The 26,405-nt window shown below is 70.8% G+C and carries 26 protein-coding genes and 4 pseudogenes; 19 read left to right on the forward strand and 11 right to left on the reverse strand.

Features of this window, described 5'->3' with window-relative positions:
- Nucleotides 1-23: 23 nt before the first annotated feature.
- Nucleotides 24-1,745, reverse strand: coding sequence for an MOSC domain-containing protein (locus ACIHEJ_RS38360; protein WP_400142488.1), 1,722 nt, complete (start codon nt 1,743-1,745; stop codon nt 24-26).
- Nucleotides 1,746-1,909: 164 nt separating this feature from the next.
- Between ACIHEJ_RS38360 and ACIHEJ_RS38365 the strand changes: the two genes are divergently transcribed.
- The 3 genes from ACIHEJ_RS38365 (at nt 1,910) to ACIHEJ_RS38375 (ending at nt 3,455) form a co-directional block, all read left to right on the forward strand.
- Nucleotides 1,910-2,605: an alpha/beta fold hydrolase gene (locus tag ACIHEJ_RS38365; protein ID WP_400142489.1), complete on the forward strand. Its 696-nt coding sequence runs from the start codon at nt 1,910-1,912 to the stop codon at nt 2,603-2,605.
- Nucleotides 2,606-2,911: 306 nt separating this feature from the next.
- A complete protein-coding gene (locus ACIHEJ_RS38370) occupies nt 2,912-3,187 on the forward strand; it encodes a DUF427 domain-containing protein (RefSeq protein ID WP_400142555.1) in 276 nt (91 codons plus the stop codon).
- Nucleotides 3,078-3,455, forward strand: coding sequence for a DUF427 domain-containing protein (locus ACIHEJ_RS38375; protein WP_400142490.1), 378 nt, complete (start codon nt 3,078-3,080; stop codon nt 3,453-3,455). The genes ACIHEJ_RS38370 and ACIHEJ_RS38375 overlap by 110 nt, the downstream gene beginning before the upstream one ends.
- A gap of 272 nt (nt 3,456-3,727) precedes the next feature.
- On the opposite strand, the pseudogene ACIHEJ_RS38380 reads toward ACIHEJ_RS38375, so the two are convergent.
- Nucleotides 3,728-4,797 (reverse strand): annotated as a pseudogene (locus tag ACIHEJ_RS38380) (alkene reductase).
- Between the two features lie 248 nt (nt 4,798-5,045).
- On the opposite strand from ACIHEJ_RS38380, the gene ACIHEJ_RS38385 reads away from it, so the two are divergent.
- The gene (locus ACIHEJ_RS38385; RefSeq protein ID WP_400142491.1) at nt 5,046-5,579 is read left to right on the forward strand and encodes a MarR family winged helix-turn-helix transcriptional regulator; all 534 of its coding nucleotides are present in this window, start codon (nt 5,046-5,048) and stop codon (nt 5,577-5,579) included.
- A 21-nt stretch (nt 5,580-5,600) separates the two neighbouring features.
- Here ACIHEJ_RS38385 and ACIHEJ_RS38390 read toward each other — a convergent pair whose 3' ends face one another.
- Nucleotides 5,601-6,146 carry a hypothetical protein gene (locus ACIHEJ_RS38390; protein ID WP_400142492.1) on the reverse strand — a complete coding sequence of 182 codons (546 nt, stop codon included), beginning with the start codon at nt 6,144-6,146 and terminating at the stop codon, nt 5,601-5,603.
- A gap of 103 nt (nt 6,147-6,249) precedes the next feature.
- Here ACIHEJ_RS38390 and ACIHEJ_RS38395 point away from each other — a divergent pair, with 103 nt between their 5' ends.
- Nucleotides 6,250-6,642 carry a hypothetical protein gene (locus tag ACIHEJ_RS38395; RefSeq protein ID WP_400142493.1) on the forward strand — a complete coding sequence of 131 codons (393 nt, stop codon included), beginning with the start codon at nt 6,250-6,252 and terminating at the stop codon, nt 6,640-6,642.
- A gap of 94 nt (nt 6,643-6,736) precedes the next feature.
- Nucleotides 6,737-7,338, forward strand: a pseudogene (locus tag ACIHEJ_RS38400) (histidine phosphatase family protein).
- Nucleotides 7,339-7,588: 250 nt separating this feature from the next.
- Here the strand turns inward: ACIHEJ_RS38400 and ACIHEJ_RS38405 are convergent.
- The 3 genes from ACIHEJ_RS38405 to ACIHEJ_RS38415 all read right to left on the reverse strand — a co-directional run bounded on the left by ACIHEJ_RS38405 (nt 7,589) and on the right by ACIHEJ_RS38415 (nt 10,107).
- Nucleotides 7,589-8,221 carry a glyoxalase gene (locus tag ACIHEJ_RS38405; RefSeq protein ID WP_400142494.1) on the reverse strand — a complete coding sequence of 211 codons (633 nt, stop codon included), beginning with the start codon at nt 8,219-8,221 and terminating at the stop codon, nt 7,589-7,591.
- A gap of 128 nt (nt 8,222-8,349) precedes the next feature.
- Nucleotides 8,350-8,964 (reverse strand): DUF3995 domain-containing protein, encoded by a 615-nt coding sequence (locus tag ACIHEJ_RS38410; protein WP_400142495.1) that lies wholly within the window; start codon nt 8,962-8,964, stop codon nt 8,350-8,352.
- Between the two features lie 90 nt (nt 8,965-9,054).
- A complete protein-coding gene (locus tag ACIHEJ_RS38415; protein ID WP_400142496.1) occupies nt 9,055-10,107 on the reverse strand; it encodes a serine hydrolase domain-containing protein in 1,053 nt (350 codons plus the stop codon).
- A 322-nt stretch (nt 10,108-10,429) separates the two neighbouring features.
- Between ACIHEJ_RS38415 and ACIHEJ_RS38420 the strand changes: the two genes are divergently transcribed.
- The 4 genes from ACIHEJ_RS38420 to ACIHEJ_RS38435 all read left to right on the forward strand — a co-directional run bounded on the left by ACIHEJ_RS38420 (nt 10,430) and on the right by ACIHEJ_RS38435 (nt 13,975).
- Complete coding sequence (locus ACIHEJ_RS38420; protein ID WP_400142497.1) at nt 10,430-11,098, forward strand: response regulator; 669 nt, start codon at nt 10,430-10,432, stop codon at nt 11,096-11,098.
- Nucleotides 11,095-12,207, forward strand: coding sequence for a sensor histidine kinase (locus tag ACIHEJ_RS38425; protein WP_400142498.1), 1,113 nt, complete (start codon nt 11,095-11,097; stop codon nt 12,205-12,207). The genes ACIHEJ_RS38420 and ACIHEJ_RS38425 overlap by 4 nt, the downstream gene beginning before the upstream one ends.
- A gap of 392 nt (nt 12,208-12,599) precedes the next feature.
- Nucleotides 12,600-13,253, forward strand: a complete 654-nt coding sequence (locus ACIHEJ_RS38430; RefSeq protein ID WP_400142499.1) for a histidine phosphatase family protein — start codon at nt 12,600-12,602, stop codon at nt 13,251-13,253.
- An 80-nt stretch (nt 13,254-13,333) separates the two neighbouring features.
- Nucleotides 13,334-13,975 (forward strand): carbonic anhydrase, encoded by a 642-nt coding sequence (locus ACIHEJ_RS38435; RefSeq protein ID WP_400142500.1) that lies wholly within the window; start codon nt 13,334-13,336, stop codon nt 13,973-13,975.
- A 678-nt stretch (nt 13,976-14,653) separates the two neighbouring features.
- On the opposite strand, the pseudogene ACIHEJ_RS38440 reads toward ACIHEJ_RS38435, so the two are convergent.
- Together ACIHEJ_RS38440 and ACIHEJ_RS38445 are read right to left on the reverse strand one after the other, a co-directional pair.
- Nucleotides 14,654-15,655: pseudogene (locus tag ACIHEJ_RS38440) on the reverse strand (IS5 family transposase).
- 76 nt (nt 15,656-15,731) lie between these two features.
- Nucleotides 15,732-16,604, reverse strand: a complete 873-nt coding sequence (locus tag ACIHEJ_RS38445) for a LysR family transcriptional regulator (protein WP_400142501.1) — start codon at nt 16,602-16,604, stop codon at nt 15,732-15,734.
- 70 nt (nt 16,605-16,674) lie between these two features.
- Between ACIHEJ_RS38445 and ACIHEJ_RS38450 the strand changes: the two genes are divergently transcribed.
- The gene (locus tag ACIHEJ_RS38450; protein WP_400142502.1) at nt 16,675-17,040 is read left to right on the forward strand and encodes a nuclear transport factor 2 family protein; all 366 of its coding nucleotides are present in this window, start codon (nt 16,675-16,677) and stop codon (nt 17,038-17,040) included.
- A gap of 364 nt (nt 17,041-17,404) precedes the next feature.
- Here ACIHEJ_RS38450 and ACIHEJ_RS38455 read toward each other — a convergent pair whose 3' ends face one another.
- Entirely contained in the window at nt 17,405-18,121 is a 717-nt protein-coding gene (locus tag ACIHEJ_RS38455) for a VC0807 family protein (protein ID WP_400142503.1), read from the reverse strand.
- A 492-nt stretch (nt 18,122-18,613) separates the two neighbouring features.
- On the opposite strand from ACIHEJ_RS38455, the gene ACIHEJ_RS38460 reads away from it, so the two are divergent.
- The 7 genes and pseudogenes from ACIHEJ_RS38460 (at nt 18,614) to ACIHEJ_RS38490 (ending at nt 22,963) form a co-directional block, all read left to right on the forward strand.
- A complete protein-coding gene (locus ACIHEJ_RS38460; RefSeq protein ID WP_400142504.1) occupies nt 18,614-19,411 on the forward strand; it encodes a GNAT family N-acetyltransferase in 798 nt (265 codons plus the stop codon).
- Nucleotides 19,412-19,493: 82 nt separating this feature from the next.
- Nucleotides 19,494-19,718 (forward strand): translation initiation factor IF-1, encoded by a 225-nt coding sequence (gene infA / locus ACIHEJ_RS38465; protein WP_400142505.1) that lies wholly within the window; start codon nt 19,494-19,496, stop codon nt 19,716-19,718.
- Nucleotides 19,719-19,877: 159 nt separating this feature from the next.
- Complete coding sequence (locus ACIHEJ_RS38470) at nt 19,878-20,672, forward strand: transglutaminase domain-containing protein (RefSeq protein WP_400142506.1); 795 nt, start codon at nt 19,878-19,880, stop codon at nt 20,670-20,672.
- 105 nt (nt 20,673-20,777) lie between these two features.
- Complete coding sequence (locus ACIHEJ_RS38475; protein ID WP_400142556.1) at nt 20,778-21,470, forward strand: hypothetical protein; 693 nt, start codon at nt 20,778-20,780, stop codon at nt 21,468-21,470.
- A gap of 22 nt (nt 21,471-21,492) precedes the next feature.
- A complete protein-coding gene (locus ACIHEJ_RS38480) occupies nt 21,493-22,002 on the forward strand; it encodes a GNAT family N-acetyltransferase (RefSeq protein WP_400142507.1) in 510 nt (169 codons plus the stop codon).
- Nucleotides 22,003-22,023: 21 nt separating this feature from the next.
- A pseudogene (locus ACIHEJ_RS38485) lies at nt 22,024-22,621 on the forward strand (aldehyde dehydrogenase family protein); the annotation flags it as partial.
- A gap of 147 nt (nt 22,622-22,768) precedes the next feature.
- Nucleotides 22,769-22,963 carry a hypothetical protein gene (locus ACIHEJ_RS38490; protein WP_400142508.1) on the forward strand — a complete coding sequence of 65 codons (195 nt, stop codon included), beginning with the start codon at nt 22,769-22,771 and terminating at the stop codon, nt 22,961-22,963.
- 224 nt (nt 22,964-23,187) lie between these two features.
- On the opposite strand, the gene ACIHEJ_RS38495 is transcribed toward ACIHEJ_RS38490, so the two are convergent.
- The gene (locus ACIHEJ_RS38495) at nt 23,188-23,751 is read right to left on the reverse strand and encodes a CGNR zinc finger domain-containing protein (RefSeq protein WP_400142509.1); all 564 of its coding nucleotides are present in this window, start codon (nt 23,749-23,751) and stop codon (nt 23,188-23,190) included.
- A 175-nt stretch (nt 23,752-23,926) separates the two neighbouring features.
- Nucleotides 23,927-25,195 carry an MFS transporter gene (locus ACIHEJ_RS38500; protein WP_400142510.1) on the reverse strand — a complete coding sequence of 423 codons (1,269 nt, stop codon included), beginning with the start codon at nt 25,193-25,195 and terminating at the stop codon, nt 23,927-23,929.
- A 99-nt stretch (nt 25,196-25,294) separates the two neighbouring features.
- Here ACIHEJ_RS38500 and ACIHEJ_RS38505 point away from each other — a divergent pair, with 99 nt between their 5' ends.
- The gene (locus tag ACIHEJ_RS38505; protein ID WP_400142511.1) at nt 25,295-26,380 is read left to right on the forward strand and encodes a DUF5937 family protein; all 1,086 of its coding nucleotides are present in this window, start codon (nt 25,295-25,297) and stop codon (nt 26,378-26,380) included.
- Nucleotides 26,381-26,405 lie beyond the last annotated feature (25 nt).

A 26,405-nucleotide genomic window follows, 5' to 3' on the forward strand; every position in this document is an offset into this window, starting at 1 on the left:
CCCGGAGGTGAGAGTCGGTCCGGCTACAGGTCGAGGACGACTTCGCTGGTGGGTCGGCTGCAGCAGACCAGGATGGTGCCGGGCTCGGGGAGTTCGAGGGGCGGGGTGGTGTAGGTGGTGCCGCCCGCCACGAGGTGGGTGACGCAGGTGTGGCAGACGCCCGTGCGACAGGACCAGCGGGTGGGGATGTCGCAGGCTTCGGCGAGCTCGAGGAGCGACGCGCGGGCGGATGACCACGGGGTGGTGATGCCGCTGCGGGCGAAGGTGACGAGGGGGCCGGTGCCCGGAGGACCGGGGGGTCGGTGGGGCCGCACCGCCGCACCGGGGGTGACACCCGGATTGATGGCGGGCAGGGCGCTGAACTCTTCCGTACGGATCCTCTCGGGGCGCAGACCGTGCTCGCGCAGGTAGCCGCCGATGTCGTCCATGAAGGCGGTCGGCCCGCAGACGTAGGCGTCGGCGTCGGTGGGAAGGCCCATGGCCGCGAGTGACCGGGCGGTCGGCCGTCCCTGGGTGATGTGGGGTTCGTCGAACTGGGAGTGGGGGGCGGCTGCGGCGGTGTAGTACACGTACTCGTGAGCGTGGGGGAGTTGGGCCAGGAGCGTGTGGGTCTCGTCCGCGAAGGCGTGGTGGACGCGGTCGTGCGCGGTGTGGATCCACCAGAGGGGGCGTGGGTCTCGTGCGGCGGCGAGTCGGTGCAGCATGGCCAGTACGGGGGTGGCGCCGATCCCCGCGGAGACGAGGACGATCGGGCGGGTGCCCGCTTCGAGCACGAACGTCCCGCGGGGGGCGGCGATCTCCACGAGGTCCCCGGGGTGGAGGGCGGCGTGGATGTAGCTGCTGACCTTGCCATGGGGCTCGTTCTTCACGCTGATGCGGTACGTGTCGGCCGACGGAGCGGAGGACAGGGAGTAGCTGCGCACTGTGGGAGCGGCATCGCCGATGGCGAGGCGGACGGAGAGGTACTGGCCCGGGCGGGCCTCTGGTAGCGGTGTGCCGTCGGTGGTGTTGAGGTAGATCGACGAGACGGTGGGGGTCTCACGGACGATGCGCGCGATGCGCATCGACTTGAAGCCCGGCCACGCAGGCTCTGCTCCGGGCTGCCGGGCGGCGGCGAGTTCACGGAACGACCGCTGCCATCCGGGGCTGAGCGCGGGGATGTTCAGTGCACTGCGCAACTTCGCGGGATCGCGGTCGGGGAGGTAGAGCAGCGCGTCGGTGTCCGCGACGCTGAGTTCTTCGGGGCCTTTGCGGGTCAGGGTGATCTCGTCGCCGGCCTGCACGCGTCCCTCGGTGATCACCCGCAGGTAGAAGCCCGGCCGGTGGTGGGCCACCAGCAGGGCGGCCATGGCGGGTTCGCCCAGGCGCATGCCCACGCGGTAACAGGTGACGCGCGGCTGGGTGACTTCGAACTCGGCCTCGCCGATGCGGTACCGGTCACCGATGCACACTTCGTCGTCGGGCAGGCCGTCGACGGTGAAGTTCTCCCCGAACATCCCGAACGCCAGGTCGTCGCGGCCGAGTTGTCTCTGCCAGTACTGGTACGACTGCAGTTGGTAGACGAGAACGGCACGGATCTCGCCGCCGTGCCCGGCCAGGTCGCCCTGGCCGTCCCCGTCGACGTTCAGCCGCCGCACCATCCGGGGGCCGGCCACCGGAGACTTCCAGGCCCCGGTGTGGACGGTCCTTCCCTGCCAGGCGACGTCCTCGGGCATCCCTACGTTGACGGACATCAGCGTCGCCATCGCGGACCTCCTGTGTTCGGTGACGCCGTCGTTGCGATCGCCCTCCCGCTGCTCGGGGGCGACGCCCCCCGACCCCTATAACCAGTGAATGCGCATTGAAAGGTTAGGTAGAGCCTGCTCCACTGGATGTGTAACCGGTAACGCATCGAATAGGGGTTAGGAGAATGGTTCCCGCAGTTCACCACCGCACTGCCACCGTCGACGGACTCCAGGTCTTCTACCGGGAGGCAGGCGATCCGAACGCGCCCGCCATGGTCCTCCTGCACGGCTTCCCGACCAGCTCGCACATGTTCCGGCATCTGATCCCGGCGCTCGCCGACCGCTACCACGTGGTCGCTCCCGACCACATCGGGTTCGGCCAGTCCGCGATGCCCTCGCCGCAGGACTTCCCCTACACCTTCGATGCCCTCACCGAGGTCACCTCCGGCCTGCTCCAGCAGCTCGGCATCGACCGGTTCGCCATGTACGTGCAGGACTTGACCCTCGAGACCACCCGTCGGCAGTACGTGAACGGAGTCGCCGACCCCAGCCTGGTCAGCCCCGACAACTGGCTCCACGACCAGGCGCTGTTCGACCGGCCCGGCAACGACGGGATCCAGCTCAAGCTCTTCCGCGACTGCCCCACCAACGTGGACCTCCACCCCAAGGTCCACCGGTACTTCCGCGACTCCCAGGTCCCGCTCCTGGCGGTCTGGGGCGCCAACGACGAGATCTTCGGCTCCGACGGCGCGACCGCGTTCCGCCAGGACCTGCCGGAAGCCGAGATCCACCTGTTGGAGTCCGGGCATTTCGCCCTGGAGAGCCACCTGGACACCATCACCGCGCACATCCGCGACTTCCTCGCCCGCGTCCTCGCCTGACACCCAGGACGTAGCGGCCTCTGCGAACAGCCCTCCGGGGCGCAGCCACCCGCACACGCTTCCACCGTAAGGAACCGCCATGGGACTGTCCTGGCAACAAGGCCCCCTCTCCGCCGGCGCGGTCGGACACTTCCTGACCCCCGAGCCCGTGCCCGAGCGCCTCCTGTTCGCCGAGCGGCTGCGCCGCCGTATGCGCGTGAAGTTCAACGGCACCTGGATCGCCGACAGCGAGAACTCGTCCTGCGGCACGAACCCGGCCGCTGTCCCGTCGCCTGCTTCCCCCGCGAAGACGTCGACGACAAGGCCCTGGCCGCCGGCGACAAGGTCACCCACCACGAGGACCTCGGCGACACCACCTGGTACGCGGTGCATGCCGGTGACCGCACGACCGAGCGCGCCGCCTGGGAATTCAGCGTGCCGCCCCGGCACGTCGCCGAGCTGAAGGGCCGCGTCGCGTTCGCCATGGCGCGCCATGGACGCCTTCTACGAGGAAGACGAATGCGTCCTCGGACACGCGGCGGACCCCTACCACCGCCTCGACAGCCGCGACACCTCCCGCACCCTGGAAGTCCGCCTCGGTGACACCGTGATCGCCCGGTCCGAGCACCCCGTCGTGCTCTACGAGGCCGGATTCGCCCCGCGCTGGTACGTCCCGCGCGCCGACATCGACGAGACCCGGCTGCGCCCCGCCTACCGGGAGGTCGACCGGATCGGCGACCTGGTGTCGTTCGAGGCGGACAAGGTCGAGGTGCGTCCCGACGGCGAGCGTCTGCGCCTCGAGCCGGGTCAGGCGGTCGTCTCCCACGGCATCGACCGCGGTCTGGACGCGGACGAGGTCAAGGCCCGCTGACCCGAAAGGGGCGCCGCCCGTCGTACGGCGGCGCCCCGGGCTGTTCGGGAGCGGGATCAGGGCAGCAGGACGACCTTGCCGCAGGGTGACCGAGTCGGCCGGCACGCCCGCCCGGAGGCGTCGAAGGCGAGGTCGACTCCCTGCGGCGCCGCGGCCTTCACCCGCTCCGCGGCGACCTACCAGGTCAGCGCCTCGGACGTGGCCACCGGCCGGTGGAGAAGAGGGCCGCACGCCTCCGACTCACCGTGCGGCCCTCTCGCGCGGGCCGTCGCTCAGTCGGTGAGGGTGGGGTAGTCGGTGTAGCCGCGGTGGTCGCCGCCGTAGAAGGTGGACGGATCCGGCGTGTTGAACGGGCCGCCCGCGGCGAGACGCCGGGGCAGGTCGGGGTTGGCCAGGAACAGCGCTCCGTAGGCCACCATGTCCGCGCTGCCGTCCTCGATCAGCCGGAGTGCGTCGGGGCCAGTGGCGTCGGGGTGGGTGAACGGGTTGAGGACGAACGTCCCGGGCCAGGCCTTGCGCAGCCGGGAGGTCAGGTCGCGGTCCGGCCCCTCCATCAGGTGCAGGTAGGCCAGGTCCAGGTCGGCGATCCGGTCGAGCAGCGCGGGGTAGACCTCGGCCGGGTTGTCCTCGGAGATGTCGTTGAACGGGTTCCCGGGCGAGATCCGCAGACCGACCCGGTGGCTGCCGATCGCCTGGGTCACGGCCGTGACGACCTCGACGGGGAAGCGGATCCGGCTTCGGTGCCGCCGCCCCAGGCGTCGGTGCGCCGGTTGGTGTTGGAGGCGAGGAACTGGTGGACCAGGTAGCCGTTGGCGCCGTGGATCTCCACGCCGTCGAACCCGGCGTCGACGGCGTTGCGGGCCGCGTCGGTGAAGTCGTCGACGGTCTGGCGGATCTCCGCCTCGCTCAGCTCCCTCGGGGTCACGAAGTCCTGGGGGCCCGCGTGGGTGAAGACCTGGCCCTCGGCGGCCACCGCCGACGGTGCCACCGGTACGAGACCGTCGGGCAGCAGGCTCGGGTGACCGATCCGGCCGGTGTGCATCAACTGAGCGAAGATCACGCCGCCCTCACGGTGCACGGCGTCGGTCACCGTCCGCCAGGCCCGCACCTGCCCGGCCGTGTGCAGGCCGGGGGTGTCGGGGTAACCCTGTCCGACCGGCGAGGGCTGGATGCCCTCCGTGACGATCAGCCCCGCGCCGGCGCGCTGCGCGTAGTACGTCGCCATCAGCTCGGTCGGCTCGGCGCCGGGCCCGTAGGCGCGGCTGCGGGTCATCGGCGCCATCACGACGCGGCTGGTCAGGCGCTTGCCGCCCAGGTCGATCGGATCGAAAGCAGTGGTCATGGCCTCTTCCTCGGGGTGAGTGGTGCGCTGCGGCCCGATCTCATCGGGCCACACCGGTCGATTGCCTGTCCGAACAAGTAAATCACCTGTCCGAACAGGTAACCGGTCCGCGTCCATTCCCGGAGAGGACTGTGATGGGCGACACGCCGCGCGATCTGCCCTTTTTCAGGCGCGGGGTCGCGTAAGGGAGGAGCCGCCCGGCCTGGAGGCTAGAATCGATTGATCGGGCAGGGAAGCGAGGAAAGAAGATGACACAGTCCACGCCGGACCCCGACACGGGGCACGCAGGCGCGGCTCAGAAGGCCACTGTCCCGGTGCCGGCCGCAGCGGGCGGCGGTCCCATCAGCCACGCGATCTTCCGGCTGGCTCGTCTGCACCGCATGTTCGCCGGACAGCTGCTGCGCCGCATCGGCCTGCATCCGGGTCAGGAGCTGGTCATGATGCACCTGTGGGAGCTCGGCCCCCAGCGGCAGGCCGCCCTGGTGCGCCTGCTGGACTCCGACGCCGCCACCATGACCCGCACCGTCCGGCGCCTGGAACAGGCCGGCTTCGTCCGCCGCCGCCCCGACCCCACCGACAAGCGCGCCTCCCTGATCGAACCCACAGCCGCGAGCCACGCCCTGCGCAGCGAGGTCGAGAGGGTCTGGAGCCGGCTCGAGGCCCTCTCGACGACGGGTCTCTCGGACGAGGAGTGCACAGCGGCCCTGCGCACGCTGGAACGCCTGGAGGAGAACCTCGTACAGGCAGCCACCGACCCCACGGCCACCGTCACGGAGCGGTAGGGGCCGGCTGCCCGGACGTCGTCAGCCCGTCTCGTGCCGCCCGCGTGCGACGAGCGGGCGGCCGCCGTCGTCCGGCAGGACGACCAGGAAGCGCCAGGAGCCGTCCTCGACACGAGCCAGGCCGATCGTGGTGGCGGCGTCGAATGCCTCGGCTACGGGGCCCACGCCCTCGGTGAGGGTGTCGAGCTCGGCGTAGTGCCGGGCCAGGGCCGCGGAAGGGCCGTGGAGCCACAGGCCGACTTTCGCGCCTTTCGCCAGCCCGGCGAGGAGGTCGTCTCGAGCCGTCCCGGGGGCGGCTGCCAGCACCAGGTCGTGCAGTCGTTCCTGGGCACTCGGCTCTGCCGGCGCGGCGGCAGCCTGCCGACGGCACTGCGGACACGCCAGGGGGTCCCGCGGCGCGAACAGGTGCCTGTAGCGGGTGACCTGGTCCTCCGGGAGGCCGCACAACGTTCCGCCGGCCGTCATGGCGTGCTCGACGCCGGGGACATCGTCGCGCTCGCCCGCGCCGAATCGGGCCGGCTCGCGCGCGGTTGCGAAGGACCAGTCGTCGGCGGAGGAATCGATCACGCGGAGCAGGATGTCATGGTCGCCCGTTCGGACGTGGCAGATCGGGCTCGGCAGCACCCCTGCCACGGTCGAACGAATCCGTTCGTAGCGGCGTCTGTTGACTATGAAGACCCACAAGTTTGATCGTCGCGCTGTGTCGGTGACCGTCGCGGTCCTGGTCGTCCTGACGGGATGTTCGACATCCACAGCGCCGGGAGCGAAAACGGTCACGAGGAACGAGGCGATCACCCGCCCGGTCAGGGTGAGCGGAGACGATCGCACGCTCACCGTCGTCGCGGAGTCCGGCGGGTGCGACAGCCTGCCCCGGCTCCACGTGTCCGAGACACCAAAGTCCGTCGTGCTCACCGTGCGCATCACCACCCGCACGGGACCGGGGGTCGTCTGTCCGGCAGACGCGCGCATCGGCCCGGCCCGCGCGACCCTGCACACCGTCCTCGGGACGAGGACCGTGACCGACGGAACGACCGGCCGGCGGTTGTCGATCCGCAAAAAGTGACCACACCGGTACGACACACTCGACGGCTCCCCTCTGCCGCCTTCTCCCCGGCCGGGGCTGTCCCGTGAAGCGGCGCGCCGTGTCACATGATCGGATAGCGTGCGCACCCGAGGGGGGATTGATAGTGATCCGGCACGGCCAGTCCGAGTGGAGCCTGTCGGGCCGGCACGCGGGACGCACCGATGTCCCGTTGACCGACGCGGGTGAGGCCGCCGCCGAGGCGCTCGCTCCGCGGCTGGCCCGACGTCCGCTGGTCGCCGTGTTCAGCAGCCCGCTGGGCCGCGCCCTGCGGACGGCCGAGCTGGCGGGACTGACCGGTGTCCGGCCCGATGCCGACCTGGTGGAGTAGGACTACGGCGGCTACGAGGGCATGACCGCGGCGCAGCTCCGTCGGACCCGGCCGGGTCGGGACCTGTGGCGGGACGCGTGATTCCAGGCGGCCCTGACCATCCAGGTGAGCGGCTCGAGCAGGTGGCCGCGCGGACGGACGCGGTGCTGGACCGGATCAGGCCGTTGCTGAGCGACGGTGATGTCGCCGTGGTCGCTCACGGTCATCTGGCACGCGTGCTCACCGTGCGCTGGCCGGGTCTGGACGCGGCGTACAGCCGACTGTCGGGGCACCCGCATCCCGGCACCTTGCGTTCTCCGGCCACCGAGGACGGGCAACCGTTCCTCTCCGCATGGAACGTCCCATGACAGCGGCCCGCCGCGTCGGGCCTGCTGCCCGGCATCAGTTCGGTGGGCCTTGGAGCGTCGGCCTGCAGGGGCAGTCGTCGTTCCGGTGCTCGGCCCACCGGATGCTCGGCTCGTCCTGCCCGAGCCTCCCTGCCCCGGGCACCCGCAGCCGGTCACCCGATCAGCCGCCGGCCCCCGGCAGGCCAGGGGACCTGATCGCCCGAGGCGACCCGCTGTGCACGCTGCCCCGCCGTCCGGGCCGCCCGGGGGCTCAGGCGCTGGCGGTCACGGAGGCGGTGGCTTCCCAGACGAACCCGTCGGGGTCGCTGAACGGGCCGGCGGCGCTGGCGAGGGCGAGCCGGTGCGACCCGGAGCCGTCGGCCGGCACCCCGACGTCCTTGGCGAGACCGCTGCGCTTGTACAGCGCCAGCTTCACGGAACCCGAGTCGGTGGCGAACTCGACGTACTTGCCGCCGAAACTCTTGCCCACGCTCAGACCCTGTTCGACGTAGAACTGCTTGCTGGCCTTCACGTCCTCGACGCCCAGCAGAAGCACGAGCTCGTCGAAGGACCGGCTGACCGGAACGGTGTCCTTCTTCTTCGACGTGGCGATCTTCCAGATCGTGCCGTCCGGGGCCTGCAGACTGCCGCCGTAGCCCCACAGCGACTTCGAGGCGGGCTTGAGGACGGTGGCGCCGGCGTCCAGGGCGGCATTGAAGAGGGCGTCGACGTTGCCCGGCTGGGAGACCACGAGGGACAGCGTGAAACCGCGGAAGCCGGTCGTCGGTGCCTCGGAGGCGCGCACGCGTACCTGAGAGGAGTCCAGTCCGAAGGCGGTGGAGTAGAAGCCGGCGGCAGCCGTGGCGTCGGCCACTTCGAGAATGACGGAGTCGATGGAAGTCATACCGTCGAAGGTAGAGGCAGCCCCGGCGCCGGCGCTTCTCGAAAAATGCTCGGTCTGGTTCCGCTTCTGGTCGGCCATGGTCCCGAGCGGCGCACGGAATACGCCCCGCGTCGGCTCCCTCCCTGCTCCTAGCCGATCCCGGTGGCCGTGGCCACCAGTGAGAGGAGCAGGGCGCCGAGGGCACCCGCAGCACCGTAGAGCCGTACCGTGCGCTCCACTTGGAGTCGGTGCACATATCGCGCCGCGGCGGCGGCGAACGCCAGGCCGCCGACGATGAACCACGGCCCCCACAGGTACAGGTACCAGCGCGTCAGCCCGACCAGACCTGACTCGACAGCGACGGCGCCGGCCTCGACCAGCACGCCGTGGACGACGAAGAGGGCGCCGTGCCAGACCAGCAGGACCGTCGCACCGCCGCCGCAGAACGTCATGGAACGGCTGAACCGCGGGCCCCGCAGGCGCGTCATGCCGACGCCGACCACCGCCCCGAAGAGCTTGAGCAGGCCCGTCACCCACAGGACGGCAAGGAACCACGGCACACCGTCGCGGGCCAGCTTCACCAGCGACGCGGACACCGTCGACCGCGCGCCGAAGGTGCCGCCCAGGGCCCAGACGAAGCTGGGGACCGCGAACGAGAACCCCCAGATCGCAACGGCGTACCCGGGCCATTCGTCCCGCAGGCGACCGAGCGCCCGGGACGGGGTCGGTCGCGCCGTGCCAGCCGACGGGTCCTTGATCAGCATGAGACCACCGTCGCCGGACCGCCCCATCGGCCGCATCAACCGCAGGGAGGACCTGCCTCCCCCGTGCGGGCTACTCCCCGTTCCGGACGGTCAGGCGAAGGCGAGTGACCGGAATGCGTTGCGGACACGGGTGAGGGGCTCGCGGTCCTTGGTGTAGTGGAGCCTGTTGGTGAGCAGGGCCGCCCAGCGGCCGTGCTTGGGGGAGAGCCAGGCTCCTGTTCCCGTGCAGCCGTAGTACACCCAGGTGTCGTCGCTCGCGGGGTCGGTCCCCGGGGCGGGGTGCCACAGCAGCCCGCGGGCGGGGGCGAGTCCGCCGGTCTGGATCCGGAGCGACTCCTGGACCCAGCCGGTGCCGAAGCCCGGCCGGCCGCCGTCCCGGGCCGGCCGCAGCATGTGGCGGAGGAAGGCCGCGAGGTCGGGGAGGACGGAGAACACTCCGGCGATGCCGCAGACTCCGCCGAGCAGGCGCGCCGAGGCGTCCTGGACGGTTCCCCTCAGGTGGGATCCCGCGGTGTCGTCGAGTTCGGTCGGTGCGCAGTGGGCGGCGGTTTCGGCGGGCAGCGGGCCGTAGCAGGTACGTGTCATGCCGAGGGGCTGCCAGACGCGGGTGGCAGCGAGAGTGTCGAGGCTCTGGCCGGAGAGGTGCTCGGCGAGGTAACCGAGGATGAGGGCGGCGCGGTCGGTGCCCTCCGTGGCCTCGCCGGGCGGACGGTGCAGGGCTTCGTGCAGGACGCCTTCGCGGATGGCCCTGGGGTCGGTGCCGTACCGGCCCTTGAGATCGGCTCGGGGCGGGACGCCGGCGGAATGGGTCAGCAGTTGGCGCGTGTTCACCCGGCCCAGGGGGTGGCCGCTCACCTCGGGCCAGAAGTCCCCCAGCTGCTCGTCGAGGTGCAGGGCGCCGTCCTCGACGAGTGATCCGACGGACGACCACACCGCGAGGATCTGGGTGAGGCCGGCGATGTCGAAGACGGTGTCGTGCCGCATCGGTTCGTCGGGCCGGTCGGGATCCAGGACGCCCGGGGTGCCGATGGCCATGTTTCCGTTGCGGTCGCCGACGGCCCAGACGGCGCCGGGGTAGACCTTGTCACGGACACCTTCGTCGACGAGTTGGTGGATGCGGTCGATGTCGAGGTCGAGGGCCATGGTCTCCCGATCTGTCCTGGGCCGTGTGCTGTCCCGTCGCTCAGAGTAGTGACGCGAGTGACGAGGTCCTGGCTGCGCCACGGGTGGCGAGGCGAGCTGTTTACCGAGGCCGGTCACGCCTGCCGCCGTGGCTGCCGGCGGGCGCCGGGAGGTGTCGTACCCGCGGCCCGGACCGCTTCGACGGCGTCACTCGCGCCCGGCCGGTGTGCCCCGGCCACCGGCCGGGGCACACCGCCAACCGGCGGGTTCTCCGTTGCGGCCGCCGGGAGCACGCCGCGGCGGGGGTAGGCATCGATCGGGGCATGCGACGAGCGGAGCGCACGTGATCCGGGTACTGGTGGTCGATGACGAAGCCCTGATCCGCACGGGCTTCACGCACATTCTCCAAGCGGCGGACGACATCGAAGTCGTCGCCGCGGTAGCCGGTGGCCAGGCCGTGCGCACCGCACGGGAGCTGCAACCCGACGTCGTCCTGCTCGACATCCGGATGCCGGACGTGGACGGGCTCACGATCCTGGCCGACCTGCGCCGCATGCCGCAGGCTCCGGTGATCGCCATGCTCACCACGTTCGACACCGACGAATACGTGGCGACCGCTCTGCGGTCGGGTGCCGCCGGATTCCTGCTCAAGGACACCGATCCCGAGCAGCTTCCCCACCTTGTACGTACCCTGGCCGAGGGAGGCACCGTGCTGTCGTCCAAGGTCACTCGACTGGTGGTGGACGGCTACCTCGACAACAGCGTTCGTGAGTCCACCGCCATCCGTCTCACCGCTCGGCTGACCGAGCGCGAGCGAGCCGTGCTCGTCCTCATGGCCGAAGGACTCGCCAACACCGACATCGGCGAACGGCTGCACCTGAGCACCGGCACCATCAAGGGCCATGTCACCAACGTGCTGGGCAAACTGCAGGTCAGCAGCCGCGTCCAGGCGGCTCTGATCGCCGAGCGCGCGGGCCTGATCAGTCCGTCGCAGGACGAGGGCGCCCGGTGAGTCCCCGACGGCCGCCGGCTCTGCTGCTCGACATCGCCCTCGTCGGGTTCGCGGTGGCTGATGCATGGGTTCACGTCGGCTTCGAGGACCGACCGGCTGCCGCCTGCGCGGTGCTCGGCGCGGTCTCCCTGTTCCTGCGTCACCGGCTGCCACTGACGACCTTCGCCCTCACGCTCCCCACCGCTCTCATCACCGACGCGGTGGTCGCCCCCATGGCCGCGCTGTACACGCTCTCCTCGCTCAACCGCCACCGATTCCTGCTGGCCGGCTGCGCGCTGACCTACGCGGTCATCGACTTCATGCCGTGGCCGTGGTCCTCCCTGGACGCGACCGAGCTGTCGCAGACGAACAACCTGTTCCATCTGAGCTACACCCTGGCCACCGCCGCCGCTCCCGTCTTCCTCGGCCAGCTCGTCCAGGCCCGACGCGAACTGTCCCTGCGGCTCGCCGACATCTCCGAGGCCCGCGAGCACGAACGGCTGCTGACCGCCCAGAGCGTGCTGGCGAAGGAGCGCGCCCAGCTCGCCCGGGAGATGCACGACGTGGTCTCCCACCAGGTCAGTCTCATCGCCGTACAGGCCGGAGCGCTCCAGGTGGGCAGCCACGACGCCGAGACGAGACAGGCCGCGGCCACGATCCGCCGTCTGAGTGTGCAGACCCTGGAAGAACTACGGCACATGGTCAGCGTTCTGCGGGCCTCCGGCAGCAGGCCCACGGAGCTCACCCCGCAACCTTCCCTCGCCGACCTGGAGCAGCTGGTCGAGGCCAGCGGCATCGAGGCGAAGCTGGAGACCGACCTGCCCGAGGAGCTGCCACCGACGGTCCAGCGCGCCGTCTACCGCACCGTGCAGGAAGCACTGACCAACGTCCGCAAACACGCCCCCGGCGCCTCTGCGACCGTGCGCATCAGCCACCGGGGCGGTGCCCTCCGCGCCACCGTCACCAACACCGCCGCCACCCGACGTGCCTTCGCCCTGCCGAGCGCCCACCACGGCCTGGTCGGCCTGGCCCAACGAGCCGAACTGCTCGGCGGCACCGTCACCTCCGGCCCCACGGCGCAGGGAGGCTACGAGCTCTGCCTGGAACTGCCGGTCGAACGGAACAGGTGAAGGGCCTCTGCCGCCACGGCCGCCCGTCGGCCGGACGGTCGTACCCCCAGGTCTCCGTCGCCCGAGCGACGCACGGGGGGCGACCGGTCCCGCGTCCGGGGGCACGGGCTGTGAGGGCGGGGTGGCGCGTCGTGCCGGCCGGGTGGCGGGCCGCGGGGACCGGGAGGCGGCTGCGTCGGCCGGGTGGCGGGGTGGTTTCGGACACCTGGCGGATGGTGCGGCGGGGGGCGTTCCACCGACTGTGGAGCAGGTGAGTGACGAGGTGGCGTCGGCCGTTGCCTTCGCTGCCCCGTCCACCCGACGGTCGGGTTCCCGGTCCGACTGATCGCGCACCTGTCGGGTGAGCCTCACACCAGCCGGAGCCGTGCCGGGCCCAGAAGGAGGTCGGTCCCATGACGATCCACCTGACGTTTCTGTGCCCGCCCGGCGGTGAGGCCGATCCGCTCCTCGAGGACGGGCCACTGAACGAGCGCGGCCTGCGGATGGCAGGCGTTGCGAGAGCAGCGCTCCGCGCGCACGAGGCGGCCGTCCGGGCGCCCTCGGTCCGCTGCTCGCAGACCGCCGACGCCATGGGCCTGACGGCAGCACCCGAGCCCGCCCTGCGCGACCTCGACCTGGGCGCATGGCGGGGCCGCACGCTCGACGACGTCGCCGCGACCGACCCCGACGGGTTCAGCGCCTGGCTCACCGACCCGGATGCCGCGCCACACGGAGGCGAGTCCGTACGCCGGCTGTGCCGCCGTACAGCGGACTGGCTGCGCAGCGTGCCGCCCGACACGGGCCACGCGGTGGCCATCACCGAAGCAGCCGTGGTGCGGGCCGCGCTCATCCACGCTCTGGCCGTACCGGCGAGGGCCTTCTGGCACCTCACCGTGCCGCCGCTGTCCGCGGTCGCCCTCACCCGGCAAGCCGGCTACTGGGAGGTCCGGCTCGGATATGTCCTGCCCCAGGGTTCCCGGCGACGGCTTCCCTCGCGGCCGGCGGCGCCGGTACGAGCCGACCGCGATCAGGGTGCGTCGGCCCCTCTGCGAGGTGCCGCAGCCTGACGACGGCCGACGCCCCGCGCACAGCCCGCGGGAGGCAGGGCCCGCCGGTGCGACTCTCCGCGTCGGCATAACCTACGGGCATGACCGACGCCCCGATTCTCACCATCCAGGAAGCCCTCGACCTGCTGCTGGAGGGGAACCAGCGCTTCGTCTCCGGCAGCTCCGAGCACCCCAACCAGGACGCGGCGCGCCGTACGGAGATCGCTCCTGCCCAGCGCCCGTTCGCCGTCCTCTTCGGCTGCTCCGACTCCCGCCTGGCCGCCGAGATCATCTTCGATCGCGGCCTCGGCGACCTGTTCGTGGTCCGCACCGCCGGTCACGTCATGGGACCGGAGGTCCTGGGAAGCATCGAGTACGGCGCCGGCCTGCTGGAGACACCACTGGTCGTCGTGCTCGGCCATGACTCGTGCGGGGCCGTCGCGGCGGCCCGCACGGCCCTCGAGGACGGCACGACCCCGGCCGGCTACGTCCGGGACGTCGTCGAACGGGTCACCCCCAGTGTGCTTGCCGCTCACGCCGCAGGGCACCACGACGCCGACGCCATCCTCGAAGAACACGTCCGCCACACGGTGGACCTGCTGCTGGACCGCTCCCGCCTCCTGTCCGAGCGCGTCGCCTCCGGCCGGACCGCCGTCATCGGCCTGTGCTACCGGCTGACCGACGGAAGCGCGCGGCTGGTAGCCGCACGCGGCCTCGACGCACCTGCCTCGTCCCGGTCCTGACCTGCCGACCCTACGCAGCACGGTCCGCACCGGCGGCGGCTCGTCCTCGGCGCTGCCGGTGGCCGACGTGTGGCGAGTGTGGATAATGCCCGCGTGACTTCAGGGACAGGTCGGCCCCGACGGCGGTTCGCGCTGCGCGGCTTCGCATTCTTCCTGGTGGGCGGCGGCCTGGGCGCCTTCGCGTATGCGATGGTTTCGCATCGGCCAGGTGGAGTGCCGTGGGGCGGGTTGCTGCTCGGGGCGCTGGTGTGCGCGACGCTCACCGCGCTGTTTTCGAGGCGTCGCCGTTGAGCGGTGCCGACGGCGCGTCCGTGCCGAGGGCCGACCTGCGGTGACAGCGGTTTCCGCTAGCGGATGTCGTGGTCGGGGTGCGTCGGGCTGGGACCGAACGCCTTGTGCGGGGGAGCGGGTCGGCGTGGGCGATCCTGCGACCGACACGCCTTCCTGGACGGCACCGATCCCGACCGCACGCTCCTTCTCGGCCGCCCCCCACGGCCCGCTGACGACGGCCGTCGCAGCCGCGTCCACCACGCGCCCGGCACCGACGGCCGCTCGACGGCGGCGTCCGAGGTGCCCATGGTCGTGGCATCCGCGTCCATGGGCATCACGCGGCGGCACACCGGGCCGAGCCTGCGATGTACCGAAGGGAAAGGACCTAGGGCGCGTATTTGGTTGTGATCAAAGGGTGGTCCGCGCGAGGTCCTTGATCCAGATCATGGAGGCGCGAAGGTGGAGGCCGGCGAGGTAGCTGGCGGGTGTCTTGTCGTAGCGCGTGGCTATGCCTCGCCAGGCCTTCAGCTTGTTGATCAGCCGCTCGACGGGGTTCCGTTCCTTGTAGAGGTCAGCGTCGTGGCTGACGGGCCTACCGTCCCTGCTGCCCTGTTCTTCCGATGGGCGGCCTGGTCCTTCTTCTCCGGGATGACCGCCTTCATGCGGCGTTTACGCAGGTGGGCGTGGTTGCCACGGGACGAGTACGCCTTGTCCCCGGCGACTGCGCCGGGCCGGGTACGGGGACGGCCGACGGGTCCGCGCACCCTCACCTTCCCCAGCACGGGGATGAACTGCGGGCTGTCGGCGGCCTGTCCCTCGGTCAGGATGAGCGCCAGTGGGCGGCACTTCCGGTCACCAGCGACGTGGATCTTACTGGTCTGTCCGCCTCTGGAGCGTCCCAGCAGGGCGGCCTTCATCCGGATTTTGCGTCGGCGCCGGATGCGCCGTCGCTCTTCCCGCTTGGGATCTCCTTCGGTTTCCTGGCCGGTTTGTTCGTCGCAGCCGCCCCTTTTGGCCTGGTCTTCTGCGCCGCAGCGGCAGCCTCCTCCAAAGCGGTGAGGAAGTCCTCGTCCAGGTGCATCCCGGCAGCGTCGTGATGGGCTCGCGCGGTGGTGGAATCGATGCTGACCAGGGACAGGTCCACCTCGTGCCGCTTCGCGGCTTCCGCGATCATGCCCTCAGGCAGGGTTTCGAAGACGCCAGCGTCGCGCCACTGTCGGAAGCGGTTGTGGATGGTCGACCACGCACCGAACTCCGTTGGCACCTCCCGCCACTGCCCGCCGGTCCTGTACCGCCAGGCACGCCCTCGAACTGCTGCCGCAGCCGCTCGGGGTATGGTCCGCATCGGCCGACCGGCAGGTATGGAGCTATGAATTCCCACTCAGCATCGGTCAGTTGCGCTCGCGTCACGCAGTTTGGCATACCGGATCAAACGCCAGCGGGAGAGGGAGTCCCGCAGGTTGATCACCGTTCGATATGTGTATATCTAGGCTTGCAGAGCGGCGAGGAGCCTGGTTCGCAGGAGCTGCGCAGCTGGGGAGTGCTGACCTCCGCGGGTGACAAGTCCGAGCCGGGCGTGCGTGGCGGCGTCGGTGAGCGGGACAGTTTGCAGACCGGTGCCTTGTATGGAGGACGCGCTGAGCACAGCGACGCCCGCACCGCGCTCGGTGAGGCGGAGTAGGGCGACTGGAGAACTGGCGTCGATGTCCACGCGTGGGCCGAGACCGATCCTGCGGCAGGAGTCTTCGTAGGCGGCGCGAATGCCGGTGCCCGGGCAGAGGCAGAGAATCTTCTCGCCCCGTAGGTCGCCGAGGCGTAGGTTCGGCCGGTCGAGGGGGTGCCCGGCAGGGACGGCTGCGGTAATCGGCTCGTCAATGACGATGCTCGCCTCCAGGCCTGGGGCGACGCTGCCCGCGTAGCCGATCAAGGCGAGATCGAGGGAGCCGGCAAGCACCTGGGTCTGAAGGTCGTCGGAGTAGCCCTCGTGAAGGCTGAGCTCGATGCCGGGGTGAGTATGGCCGAGGTCGGCGATGGTGTCGAGGAAGGCCGGGATCGAGCAGCCCATGATCATGCCGAGACGGACCTGGCCGCGGACGGCATCGGCGAACTCGTCGGCGGTGTGCTTGATGGCTTCAAGAGCGGCAAGGACGTTCCTCGCAAGGGGGAGAACGGCTTTACCGGCCGGGGTGAGGCGGATTTGTCGGCCGGAGCGGTCGAGCAGTTGTTGGCCCAGTTCCAACTCCAGCTTGGCGACTTGGGTGCTGATGCCGGACTGGCTTACGTGCAGGCGATGGGCTGCGGCGGTGAAGGTGCCCTCATCCATGATCGCGGCGAAGTAGCGCAGCTGGTGAATCTCCATACCCAGTAATGATAGGTGTCATCTGATTCATCTGTTGGACGGATGGATTGGATGACTGGAGGCTGGAGGCATGACGACGAGGACTGCGCGAGAGCTTGCCGAGACCTACTTCACCGCTTGGGAGGCGGGCGACTTCGATACCTTGCGGGGGTTGCTGGCCGAGAATGTCGACTTCGTCGGAGCGCTGGGAACGGCGTCGGGGGTAGAGGCGGCGCTCGCCGGGCTGAAGGGGCTCGGTCAGGTATTGGAGAAGATCGACGTGAAGGTGCGGGTAGCGGAAGGCGATGAAGTGATCAGCTGGTTCGACCTGTACACGAGCGTTGCGCCACCTACCCCGACGGCGAACTGGATGCACGTGGACGACGGGAAGATCATCCGAATCCGGGCGACCTTCGACCCCCGCGCACTGCTGGCGGGACTCGAGAGGCAGAACTGAACGGGGAAATCCCGGGCACCACGCTGATCAAGACTCGATACGCGCCCTAGTACTCCAGCGGTAGATCGTGATCTTGACGACCGCACGGCCTGCTGGCGGTTGGTGGCTGGTCGCGAATGAGCTGTCAGTAGGGCCGGGGCCGGGCGGCGCTCAGACCGTGTCGGATCCGGTCTCCCACGCGAGGTGGAGCTGCTCTGCGGCATCGGTGGCTTGGCGAAGACCCGCCTGGTCGGCCGGTTCCCAGGCCGTGCGGTCGTTGAGGTCTGAGCCGACTGGAGACGCCGCCACCAAGCCCGATCCCAAACAAGCCACTACCACCGCCAGGCCGCTGCCCCCGGCGTGATCACAATCTACCGCTGGAGTACTAGCCCTGAGCGGTGGCTGCGGCGGCGTGCTCCTCGCCCCTGCGCCGCGCCCGCTTGCCGTACATGGTCGTCCACAGGATAAGGCCGCCGAGGACGCCGTAGATCAGGACGGGGCTGAGGGCCACCATGGTGTCGGTGTTCAGCATGGAGGCCAGCGCGATGCGGACCAGTGCCTCGAGGCAGTAGGCCGCGCCCCAGACCGTCGTCATCGTCCGGACGGTCGTGCGGAACCCCTCGAACTGCCAGAGGCCGTTCCACCAGGAGGTGCTCGCGGGGGTGCCGTCGGTGGCGAACTTGCGGCCGAAGTAGAACATGAGCGGGCGCGGAGCCAGCAGCGTCGCCAGGCACAGCAGGCCGAAGAGCCCGGTGATGGCCGAGTCCTTGATCAGAAGGGCTCCGGCCGAGTGCGGGCCGACGAGGGAGACCACGGCCGTGATCACCAGGAACACCAGGGTCACGACGGCGAACTCGTCGAGGCGGCGCCGCCACGCGAGGTGCACGGCGCTGTCGACCACCGGCCAGACACAGCTGGCCAGCAGCGCGGCGAACTCGCTCCATCCGTGATCGTGCAGGGCGTTGTACGTGAGGATCGGGGCCGCCACGTTCAGTGCGATGGTGAGGACCCAGCCCCCAACCGCGCTGCCCTTGGACCGGGCAGGCGGCAGCGGGCGTTCGTCCGGCGGTGCTCCCGTGTCCGGTGATCTTGGCGTGCTCATGGCATCCTGAGCAGACATCGTTCCCCCTGGAATTACTGATGATGAAAGAAGCCGCCTCGATGTGAGGCGGGTGCGTGAAGCAGGTGCATGCGGCGGGTGTAGGGCAGTGAGGCGGGCCCCAGGCCACCGTCAGCTCACCACGTCCCACCGGGCGCGATCATCCACGAGCAAGATCCTTTTGGCAAGAGCGGCAAGAACACAGTCCCGTGTCCGGGTGGTCGGCGCACCTGGACGCCGGCCGGCTCGAGTCCGCGGCGCCGCGCGCCCCGATGCTCGTCGATCTCCATGGTCGGCGAAAGGCCGTTGACGGCAAATGAGTTGAGCCGACGGTCCCGCATTGGGTACTGTGCGGGCAGCCGTGAGAGAACACGAGGAGGTGACACCCATGAAGGCTGTATGCGTGTGGGTGCTCCCCCATGTCGTCACGGTGGGCGATTGACGTAGGTGTCGCCGGGAGCGCCTCTGGCAGGGCACTCCTGAAAGGCAACACCCATGGACTTTCTGCATTCCACTTCGGGCGCGGGCAACCACGCGGTGGTGGTCACGCGGGTTTCCGAGCTGCAGTGGCACGCCGTGGAGGACGACCAGGTGGTCGGCCGCGGTGACATTTCGCGCCGCCCCGACGGACGACTGTTCATCAGCGTCGACGCGTGGCACGGCGCCGTCTTCGATCGTATCGCCGACGCGATGCTGACGGACCTGCCGACACCGTTGTACGCCGTGGTCGACGAGGCCGACCGGGACTCGGCGTCCGCTTGGGAACGGGCCGGGTTCACCGCCGCGCGCCGTGAGTGGGGCTATCTCGTGCCCACCGACCCGCAGGTCACCGGGCTCGGTGCGGTACGGCCCCCTTCGGACGTGACGATCGTGCCCGCCGGGGCGGCGGACGAGGGCCCGTTGCGCGCCCTGGACCGCATCATCCGCGACGAGGTCGAGGCCACGGTCGGCTGGCGGACCATGCCGGCCGAGGTGCTGCCCCGACCGGCGGGCACCACCCTGCTCGACGCGTCGAAGTACGCGGTGGCACGGCAACTGGACCAGTACGTGGGGCTGATCCGGGTGGCGCCGCTGCTCCGGCAGCCGCGGATCGGGCTGATCGCCGTCCGGGGCGACAGGCACCGCCGCGGCATCGCCCGCGCGTTGCTGGCCCACGCGCTGGGTTCGCTGCACCGTTCTGGAACCGCATCGGCATGGGCCGAGGTGAACGAGTCCAACGCGGCCGCCACCGCCGTGTTCGAGGGCATCGGCGCGCGACGAGCGGGCAGCACCCTGGAGTTCGTCCACCGCTGACGCTCCCCGGGACCGCACCGCGCCCGACGGCGTATCGCCTTCGCCGCTACTACACCGTCACAGAACAGAAATGTGAGACATCATGACGAAAGCATCACGGGGCATAGAAGTCGAGGGCACCGTCACCGAGTGCCTGCGCAATGCCACCTTCAGGGTGGAGCTCCAGAACGGGCACTCGGTGCTCGCCCACATCAGCGGGAAGATCCGGAAGAACTACATCAGGATCCTCCCGTACGACCGGGTGCTCGTGGAACTCAGCCCCTACGACCTCACCCGCGGCCGGATCTGCTACCGGTACAGGGCCTAGCGGAAGGAACCGGCCGGGGGTCCGTCCCTCGGCCGGGCTGCCGGGCGGAGGCGCAGGTGGGCATGGGCTCGTCGGGGGGCCACTCACTTGAACGTGTTCAAATTTCCTGCCACGATGAGTCCAGCCATCTGGAGGACGCCGGGCGAGAGGACCACAGTCATGACGAGTTCGCTCCTCACGCCGCGAAGCCGCGTCCGTCTGCGCACGGCCGACAGGGGAACGGCTGCGGGGAGCACGGCTCCGACGCGGATTCTCGACTGGCGGCATCCGAACGTCTCCTCATTGCTCCGACGGCTCGATGTCCGGGGGGACTCGGGGGAGGCCTCGGCTCCCGCCGACCGGACAGCAGCCTTGCGCCGGGCCCATCACTGGATCGCTGAAGCTGTGCAGCCGGTGTACTCGGTCGACGACGAGCGACCCGTGTCGGAGGTGCTTCGCCGCCGCCGCGGCTCGTGCAGTCAGCGGCTGGCGGTACTGGAGTCGGTGGCGCGGGCATCCGGGGTGGCCACGCGGGTGCGCGGCCTGCTGGTGGACGGGAGGTTCTGGTATCCGCGCTTCCCGCGGCTTCATCGGTTCGTCCCGCACCAAGTCGTGCTCGCCTGGCCGGAGTTCCTCCTGGACGGGCTGTCGCCGACCGACTCCCTCGCCGCACCCTGGTTGACCGTCTCGGAACTCTTCGGCGGTCTCGACGAGCTGAGCGAGGACAGGGGTGGCGGCTTCACCAACGCCGGCGCGGAGACGCTCTTCGAGGCCTTGTCCAGGACGGCGATCGACTGGGACGGCGCGACGGTCTGCCCTGTCGGCGGCGCCTGCGATCTCTCGGCCTACGTCCTGGCCGACCTCGGTCACTTCGACTCGCGCGACGAGCTTTTCGCCCGGCACGGCCAGACCCTCTGCGCGATGGCGAGACTGCTGGCCGAGCCCGTCCTGAGCCGACGTTCCGCGGGCGCCTAGGAGTTGTCGTGGGACACGCCCCGCCCGAGGAGTGGACGGAAAACGGTTCGACGGGTCAGGCGGGGACTGTCATGATCGCCACTCGTGACGACTGTGACGCAGAGGATGGTCCGGGCCGCCTCCCGCAACAACGCCGAGTGGTGTGCGGCGATGAGCCGATCCCATGGCGTCGAGGGCGAGTTCGGAGCACAGGCCTGGGTGGCTCCCTCCCGCACGCCGCTCTACTACCCCGATGCGGTGACCCTGGTGCCGGACGCCGACGCGACCGCGCTGGCCTCCCGTATCGACACCGCCGCGCCCGGTGCTTCGATCAAGGACAGTTTCGCCGACCTCGATCTGACGGGGGCCGGCTTCCACGTGCTGTTCGAGGCGCAGTGGATCCACCGCCCGGCGAGTGCGCCCGCCCCCGCGTCGGAATTCGCCTGGTCCGTGGCGGACGACCCGGGCGCGCTGCACGCCTGGGCGCTCGCCTGGGACCACGGGCAGGGCAACGCGGACCTCTTCCGGCCCCGACTGCTCGACGACCCCGCCACCTTCGTGCTCACCGGACTGTCCCCCGACGGCCGCGTGATCGCCGGCGCGGTGGCGAGCCGCAGCGACGAAGTGGTCGGCATCTCCAATGTCTTCGCGCTCGACGGCGGCTCCGACGCGGCCTGGCCGATCGTCCTGGACGCTGTGCAGGCGCTGTTCCCCACCCTGCCGGTGGTCGGCTACGAGCAGGGCGACGACCTGGCCGCGGCCGTCCGCCATGGCTTCGAGCCGATCGGTTCGCTGCGGATCTGGCTGCACAACCGGTGACCGGACCACTGCCGGGTCGCCCATGAACGCCGAAGAGGGATCCACCGCTGCCACCGTCGTCCTGCCGGTGAGCGTGCGTGACCTGCTGCCCCGGGACCTGCCCGCGTGCGCCTGGTCCGGCTCGGCCACCCACCTCCGCCACGTCGAGCGTGAGCTGGCGCGCGCCGCGACAGGTGAGGTGGACTACCTGGCCGTGTGTGGCCCCGCGAATCTGCCGGTGGCCGTCGGCGGCATCGACTACACGGTCTCGCACAGTGCCGGGACCTTGTGGCAGCTTGCCGTGCATCCCGCGCTGCAATCCTGCGGCCTGGGAACCCTGCTGATCCGGGCCGCCGAGCGGCGGATCCGGGATCGCGGTCTGCGCAGGGCCGAACTCGCCGTGGAGGAGAGCAATCCGCGAGCTCGTGCCCTGTACGAACGCCTGGGCTACACCGCTTACGGCCGCGAGCCGGACGCCTGGGACGAGGAGGGACCCGACGGGGCGATCCGTCGGCACGAGACGATGTGCGTGCGCATGCGCAAGGCTCTCTGACGGTTGCTCACCCGCCACGCGTCCGGCGAGTCGTGCATCACCCAGACCAGGATACGCGCGCCGCGCAGCCGGTACGAGGAGGTCGTGGCGGCGCTGAAGGAACTGGTCGAGTCGGTGAAGGTGGGTGACCCGAGCGACCCCGACACCTTCATCGGCCCGATGATCCGCCCCGACCAGCAGCAGCGGGTGCGCGCCCGCATCCGGCTCGGCATCGAGGAGGGTGCCCGCCTGGTCGCGGGCGGCCCGCAGATCCCCGTGGGCCTGGAGAAGGGCACCTACGTCACCCCCCACCGTCTTCGCCGACGTCGATAAGTCGATGCGCGTCGCGCAGGAGGAGATCTTCGGCCCGGTCCTGGCCGTCATCGCCTGCGAGGACGAGGACGACGCCGTGCGGAGCGCCAACGACTCCCCGTACGGCCTGTCCGGCGGTGTCCGGTCCTCCGACGAGGCCCACGCCCTGGAGGCCGCCCGCCGCATCCGCACCGGCACCGTCACGGTCAACGGCGCTCCCGTCGCCTTCAACGGCCCGTTCGGCGGCTTCAAGGCCGGCGGCATCGGCCGCGAATGCGGCGTGGTGGGCCCCGGCGCCTCCACCGAGTACAAGACCAACACCGTGTGACGGCCGCCGGGCCGTCCGGCGGCACCCCAGCCATTCGTCACCCCCTTGACCGGTGACGAAGGAGGGTGCATGCTGATGACTGCCCGAACGTGACGACAGGACGCGATCCACTCGGCAACCACAAGATCGATGAAGCGGAGTGTGGCCATGAACAAGGAACTCGCGGCGGACGCCGCTGCGGCGGCGGTGCGGCGCGCACGCTACGGCAGCCTCCCCGAGCCCATCCGCTTCGAGGACATGACCGAAGAGGTGGTGGCCGCTCCGGGCGGGGCCGAGAGCTCGTACGACCCCGAGGGGTCATGGAAGTACTACTCGTGCCTCGCCCTCGACCTGGGGCTGTAGGCAGCTGCGGCGGGATGGGGCCGCCGCCGTCAAGGCGGTGCATGTACGGGCCGGTGCGCAGGGCGACGCGCGCCGGCCCTCGCCCGTGGATTTCCCCTCCGGCTGCTCGGCGGCCGTGAAGAGTCTTGCCCGGCACGGGGGTTGCGGGAGGAGTTGGCTACGCGCCCGTACCGGCGGCCGGCTGTCGAGGTGCCCGGCAGCCCGGAATGCCGGTGGACGCCGGGTCAGTTCCCGGCCGCGGCGGGCGCCGTCTTCTTGCGGGCGCGGTAGGCCGCCGCCTTGATCTTGTTGCCGCAGGACTCCATGCCGCACCACTGTCGCCGCATGCCCCGGGAGCGGTCGATGTAGACGCGCGTGCACTCGGGGTTGCCGCACTCCTTGAGCAGGGGGACGTCCGGGCCGCTGAGCAGTTCGACGGCCTGCCGGGCGATGGTCGCCAGGGCCTGCCCGGGCGTCGCGTCGGTGTGCCGGCCCGCCAGGGTGAGTTGCGGTGTCGCCGGGGCGTGGCGCGCGGCGGCGTTGAGCACCGCGAGGGCCGTCCGGTCGAACTCCTCGCCGAGGCGGCGGTCGGTGACGAGCCGGTAGACGGCCTCGCGCACCGCGATCGCCTGCCGGACGTCGTCCTCCTCGCCGGGTGTGATCACGTCCACGAGCCCGGACTCCAGGTACCAGGCGGTGAGCCGGTCCGGCGTCGCGAACATCTCGAACCGGGTCGAGCGCCGGGCGCGAAGAGTGGCCGCGAAGTCGAGCGCCGGGTGCCCGCACACGAAGACGTGGTCAAGATTCACATCACCATCTTGACAGGTGACTAGGGTGCGGCGCAAGGCTCGTCACTGGTCGAGCCGGTGTCGCCGAAGCCTACCCTCGCGGACGGGCCGCGGCCCTCCCGCTGCCGCCCTTCCGGCTCCAGCCGCAGCTGTCGGCCCTGCCGGCGGCGGCGCGGCCGGCGATCGTGGCTCGCGATCACGATCGCACCCGGGCCGCTGACCCCCGCGGCCTCCAACTCGCCCGTCGGCAGCCACGGCTGGACTGGGCTTCCTGACTCTTCTCGGTGGCGACGGCGGAGGCGGAGAGCAGTGTCGCAGCGGCCAGGCTGCCCCAGAGGGCGGTCGGGCCGTAGGGTGCGAGCGTGGTGATGACCGCGGGGGAGACGGCGAGGCCGAAGCCCGTGGACAGCCCGAAGCGGGCGAGGGCGCGTCCCAGGACATGCGCCGGGGAGAGCGCGGTGACGAGCGCGGTGGCGCTGCCGGCATAGAGGATCTCCCCGATGGTGCAGGCCACGGACACCGCGGCGACGGCCGGGGCGCCCCAGCCGTCTCCCAACGAGGTGGCCGCGAGGAAGCCCAGGTAGGACGCCGCGAGTACGACGCCGGACAGAGCCAGCACCGCCTGCCGGGAGAAGCGCGACATCAGCACGGTGACCGGCACCTGCAGGATGACCACCAGCACCGTGTTGGCCACGAAGATCGCTGCCGACCACACGGAGGAGGCGTGCAACCGCGTCACCAGGATCAGCGGGAGCGCGACTTCGGGGATGTTGAGGCAGAAGACGTAGACCACGTTGGCGGCCAGCAGCACGCGCATCCGTGGTGCGGGAGCGGCGTCCCCGTCCTCGGCCGGGGCGGCGGCCGGATGGGCGCGCAGGTGGACCGACCACGCCAAGGCCGCCGCGGCGAGATAGGCGAGCCCGGTGACGGCGGCCAGCGCCCGCAACCCGGTGGTGCCGCCTGCCAGGCAGACGGTGGCGATGAGTGCGCCGACGCCGAGGCCGGCGTTGCGCACGGCGCGGCCCGCCGCGAGGGCCGCGTCGCGCTCCCGACCGTGGGCGACCGTGGCCACGAGGGCGGCGTGGGCGGCGGGCCATGCCTGGTTGCCGATCCCGAGGAAGAGGGCCGCCGCCACGAACAGCCAGACGTGCTCGACCGGCGCTGCCAGCAACAGGGCGACGCCCAGCACCCGCACCAGCATCGACGCCGCCACGACCGTGCTGCGTGCACCCCGGTCCAGCCATCGGCCGACCGAGGGCATGCACACCAGACCCGCGACGACGCCGACCGTCATGGCGGTGCCGGTGACCGGCGCGGACAGCCTCAGCACCGTCACCCCGTAGAGCAGCAGAAAGGGCCGCAGCAGACCGGTGCCGAGCGCATCAACGGTGAGGGCGACGGCATAGCGGGGGCCTCCGGAGGCACGGACGAGGGTACGGCGCTGGAGCCTGAGGGTGGTTGCCATGGCGCCCACGCTGCGTTCGCCCACCGCGCGGGGCACGTGGGTTGACGGAGACCGTCAACCGACGCCACCGCCGGTCGCCCGGCCAGCGATGATGAGTGGATGACGCTTCGCATCGACATCAGCGGCCCGCCGTCCGAGCGGCTGCGGTTCGCCGCCTCACCACTGGCCGAGCTGACCGCGATGCTGCACGTGCTCGCCGAGCCCGGGCACCATCCGCAGCACGGCGGCTGGGCCGGGGACGTCTGGGCCGGGCTGCGGCCCGAGCTGGCGGAACGGCTGCGGGAGGCGGAGTTCCTCTGGCGTTCCTCACAGGCCGACTTCATGATTCCGGCCCGGCCTCGGCCGACCCTCGCCGAGGAGTTGGACGACGTGGACCGGATCGACGACGAGACGTATGTGACCGCCGCGCTCGTCACCACGTGCGGCGCCAGCCGGTTGCACTTCAACGCACGGTCGCCGCTCACCGACGCGACTGCGCGGGAGCGGGCCCTGGACGTGGCCCAGGCCCGCGGCCCGCTGCAGGAGGCCTTCGCGGAGCGGCTCCTCGCGGACCCGGCAGCGGTGCGGGCGCGGGTGCGCCACACCCTCGAACAGTGCGCGGAGGCCTTCTTCGACGCCGCCTGGGCGGGTGTCGCCGTACAACTCGCCACCGACCTGCGCCTGAAGAACGACCTGTTGCGGCGCCAGGGCATCGGGGCGGCGCTCGCATCGGTCTCCGGCGCGGTCACCCTGGCACCGGACGGCGACTGCATCATCGTGGACAAGGTGCAGGACAAGGCGACCACCGCCCACGGCGCCGGAGTCACCTTCATCCCCACTGTCTTCGGCCGTCCGCACCTGGTGGCGGTCCATGCGCCCGGGTGGCAGCCGGTGGTGCAGTACCCCGTGGCCGAGCCGAGTCCGTCGGAGCCGGTGTCGCTGGAGACGGTCACCCTCCGGCTGGAAGCACTCGCACATCCGGTACGACTGCGACTGCTGCGCACCCTGGCCCGCGGCCCGCACACCACCGGTGAACTGGCCCACTTCTGGGAACTTTCACCCCCGGAGGTGTCCCGTCACCTCGCTGTCCTGCGCCGCGCGGGCCTGCTCACGGCCCGGCGGCAGGGCCGATACGTCCGTCACACCCTCAACCTCCCCGACCTGACTGCGCTGGGCTCCGACCTGCTGGCGGCCGTACTGCGCTGAGGAGCCACGGCCCCACATCCGTCGT

This window comes from Streptomyces sp. NPDC052301 (assembly GCF_044593395.1).
Lineage (GTDB): Bacteria > Actinomycetota > Actinomycetes > Streptomycetales > Streptomycetaceae > Streptomyces.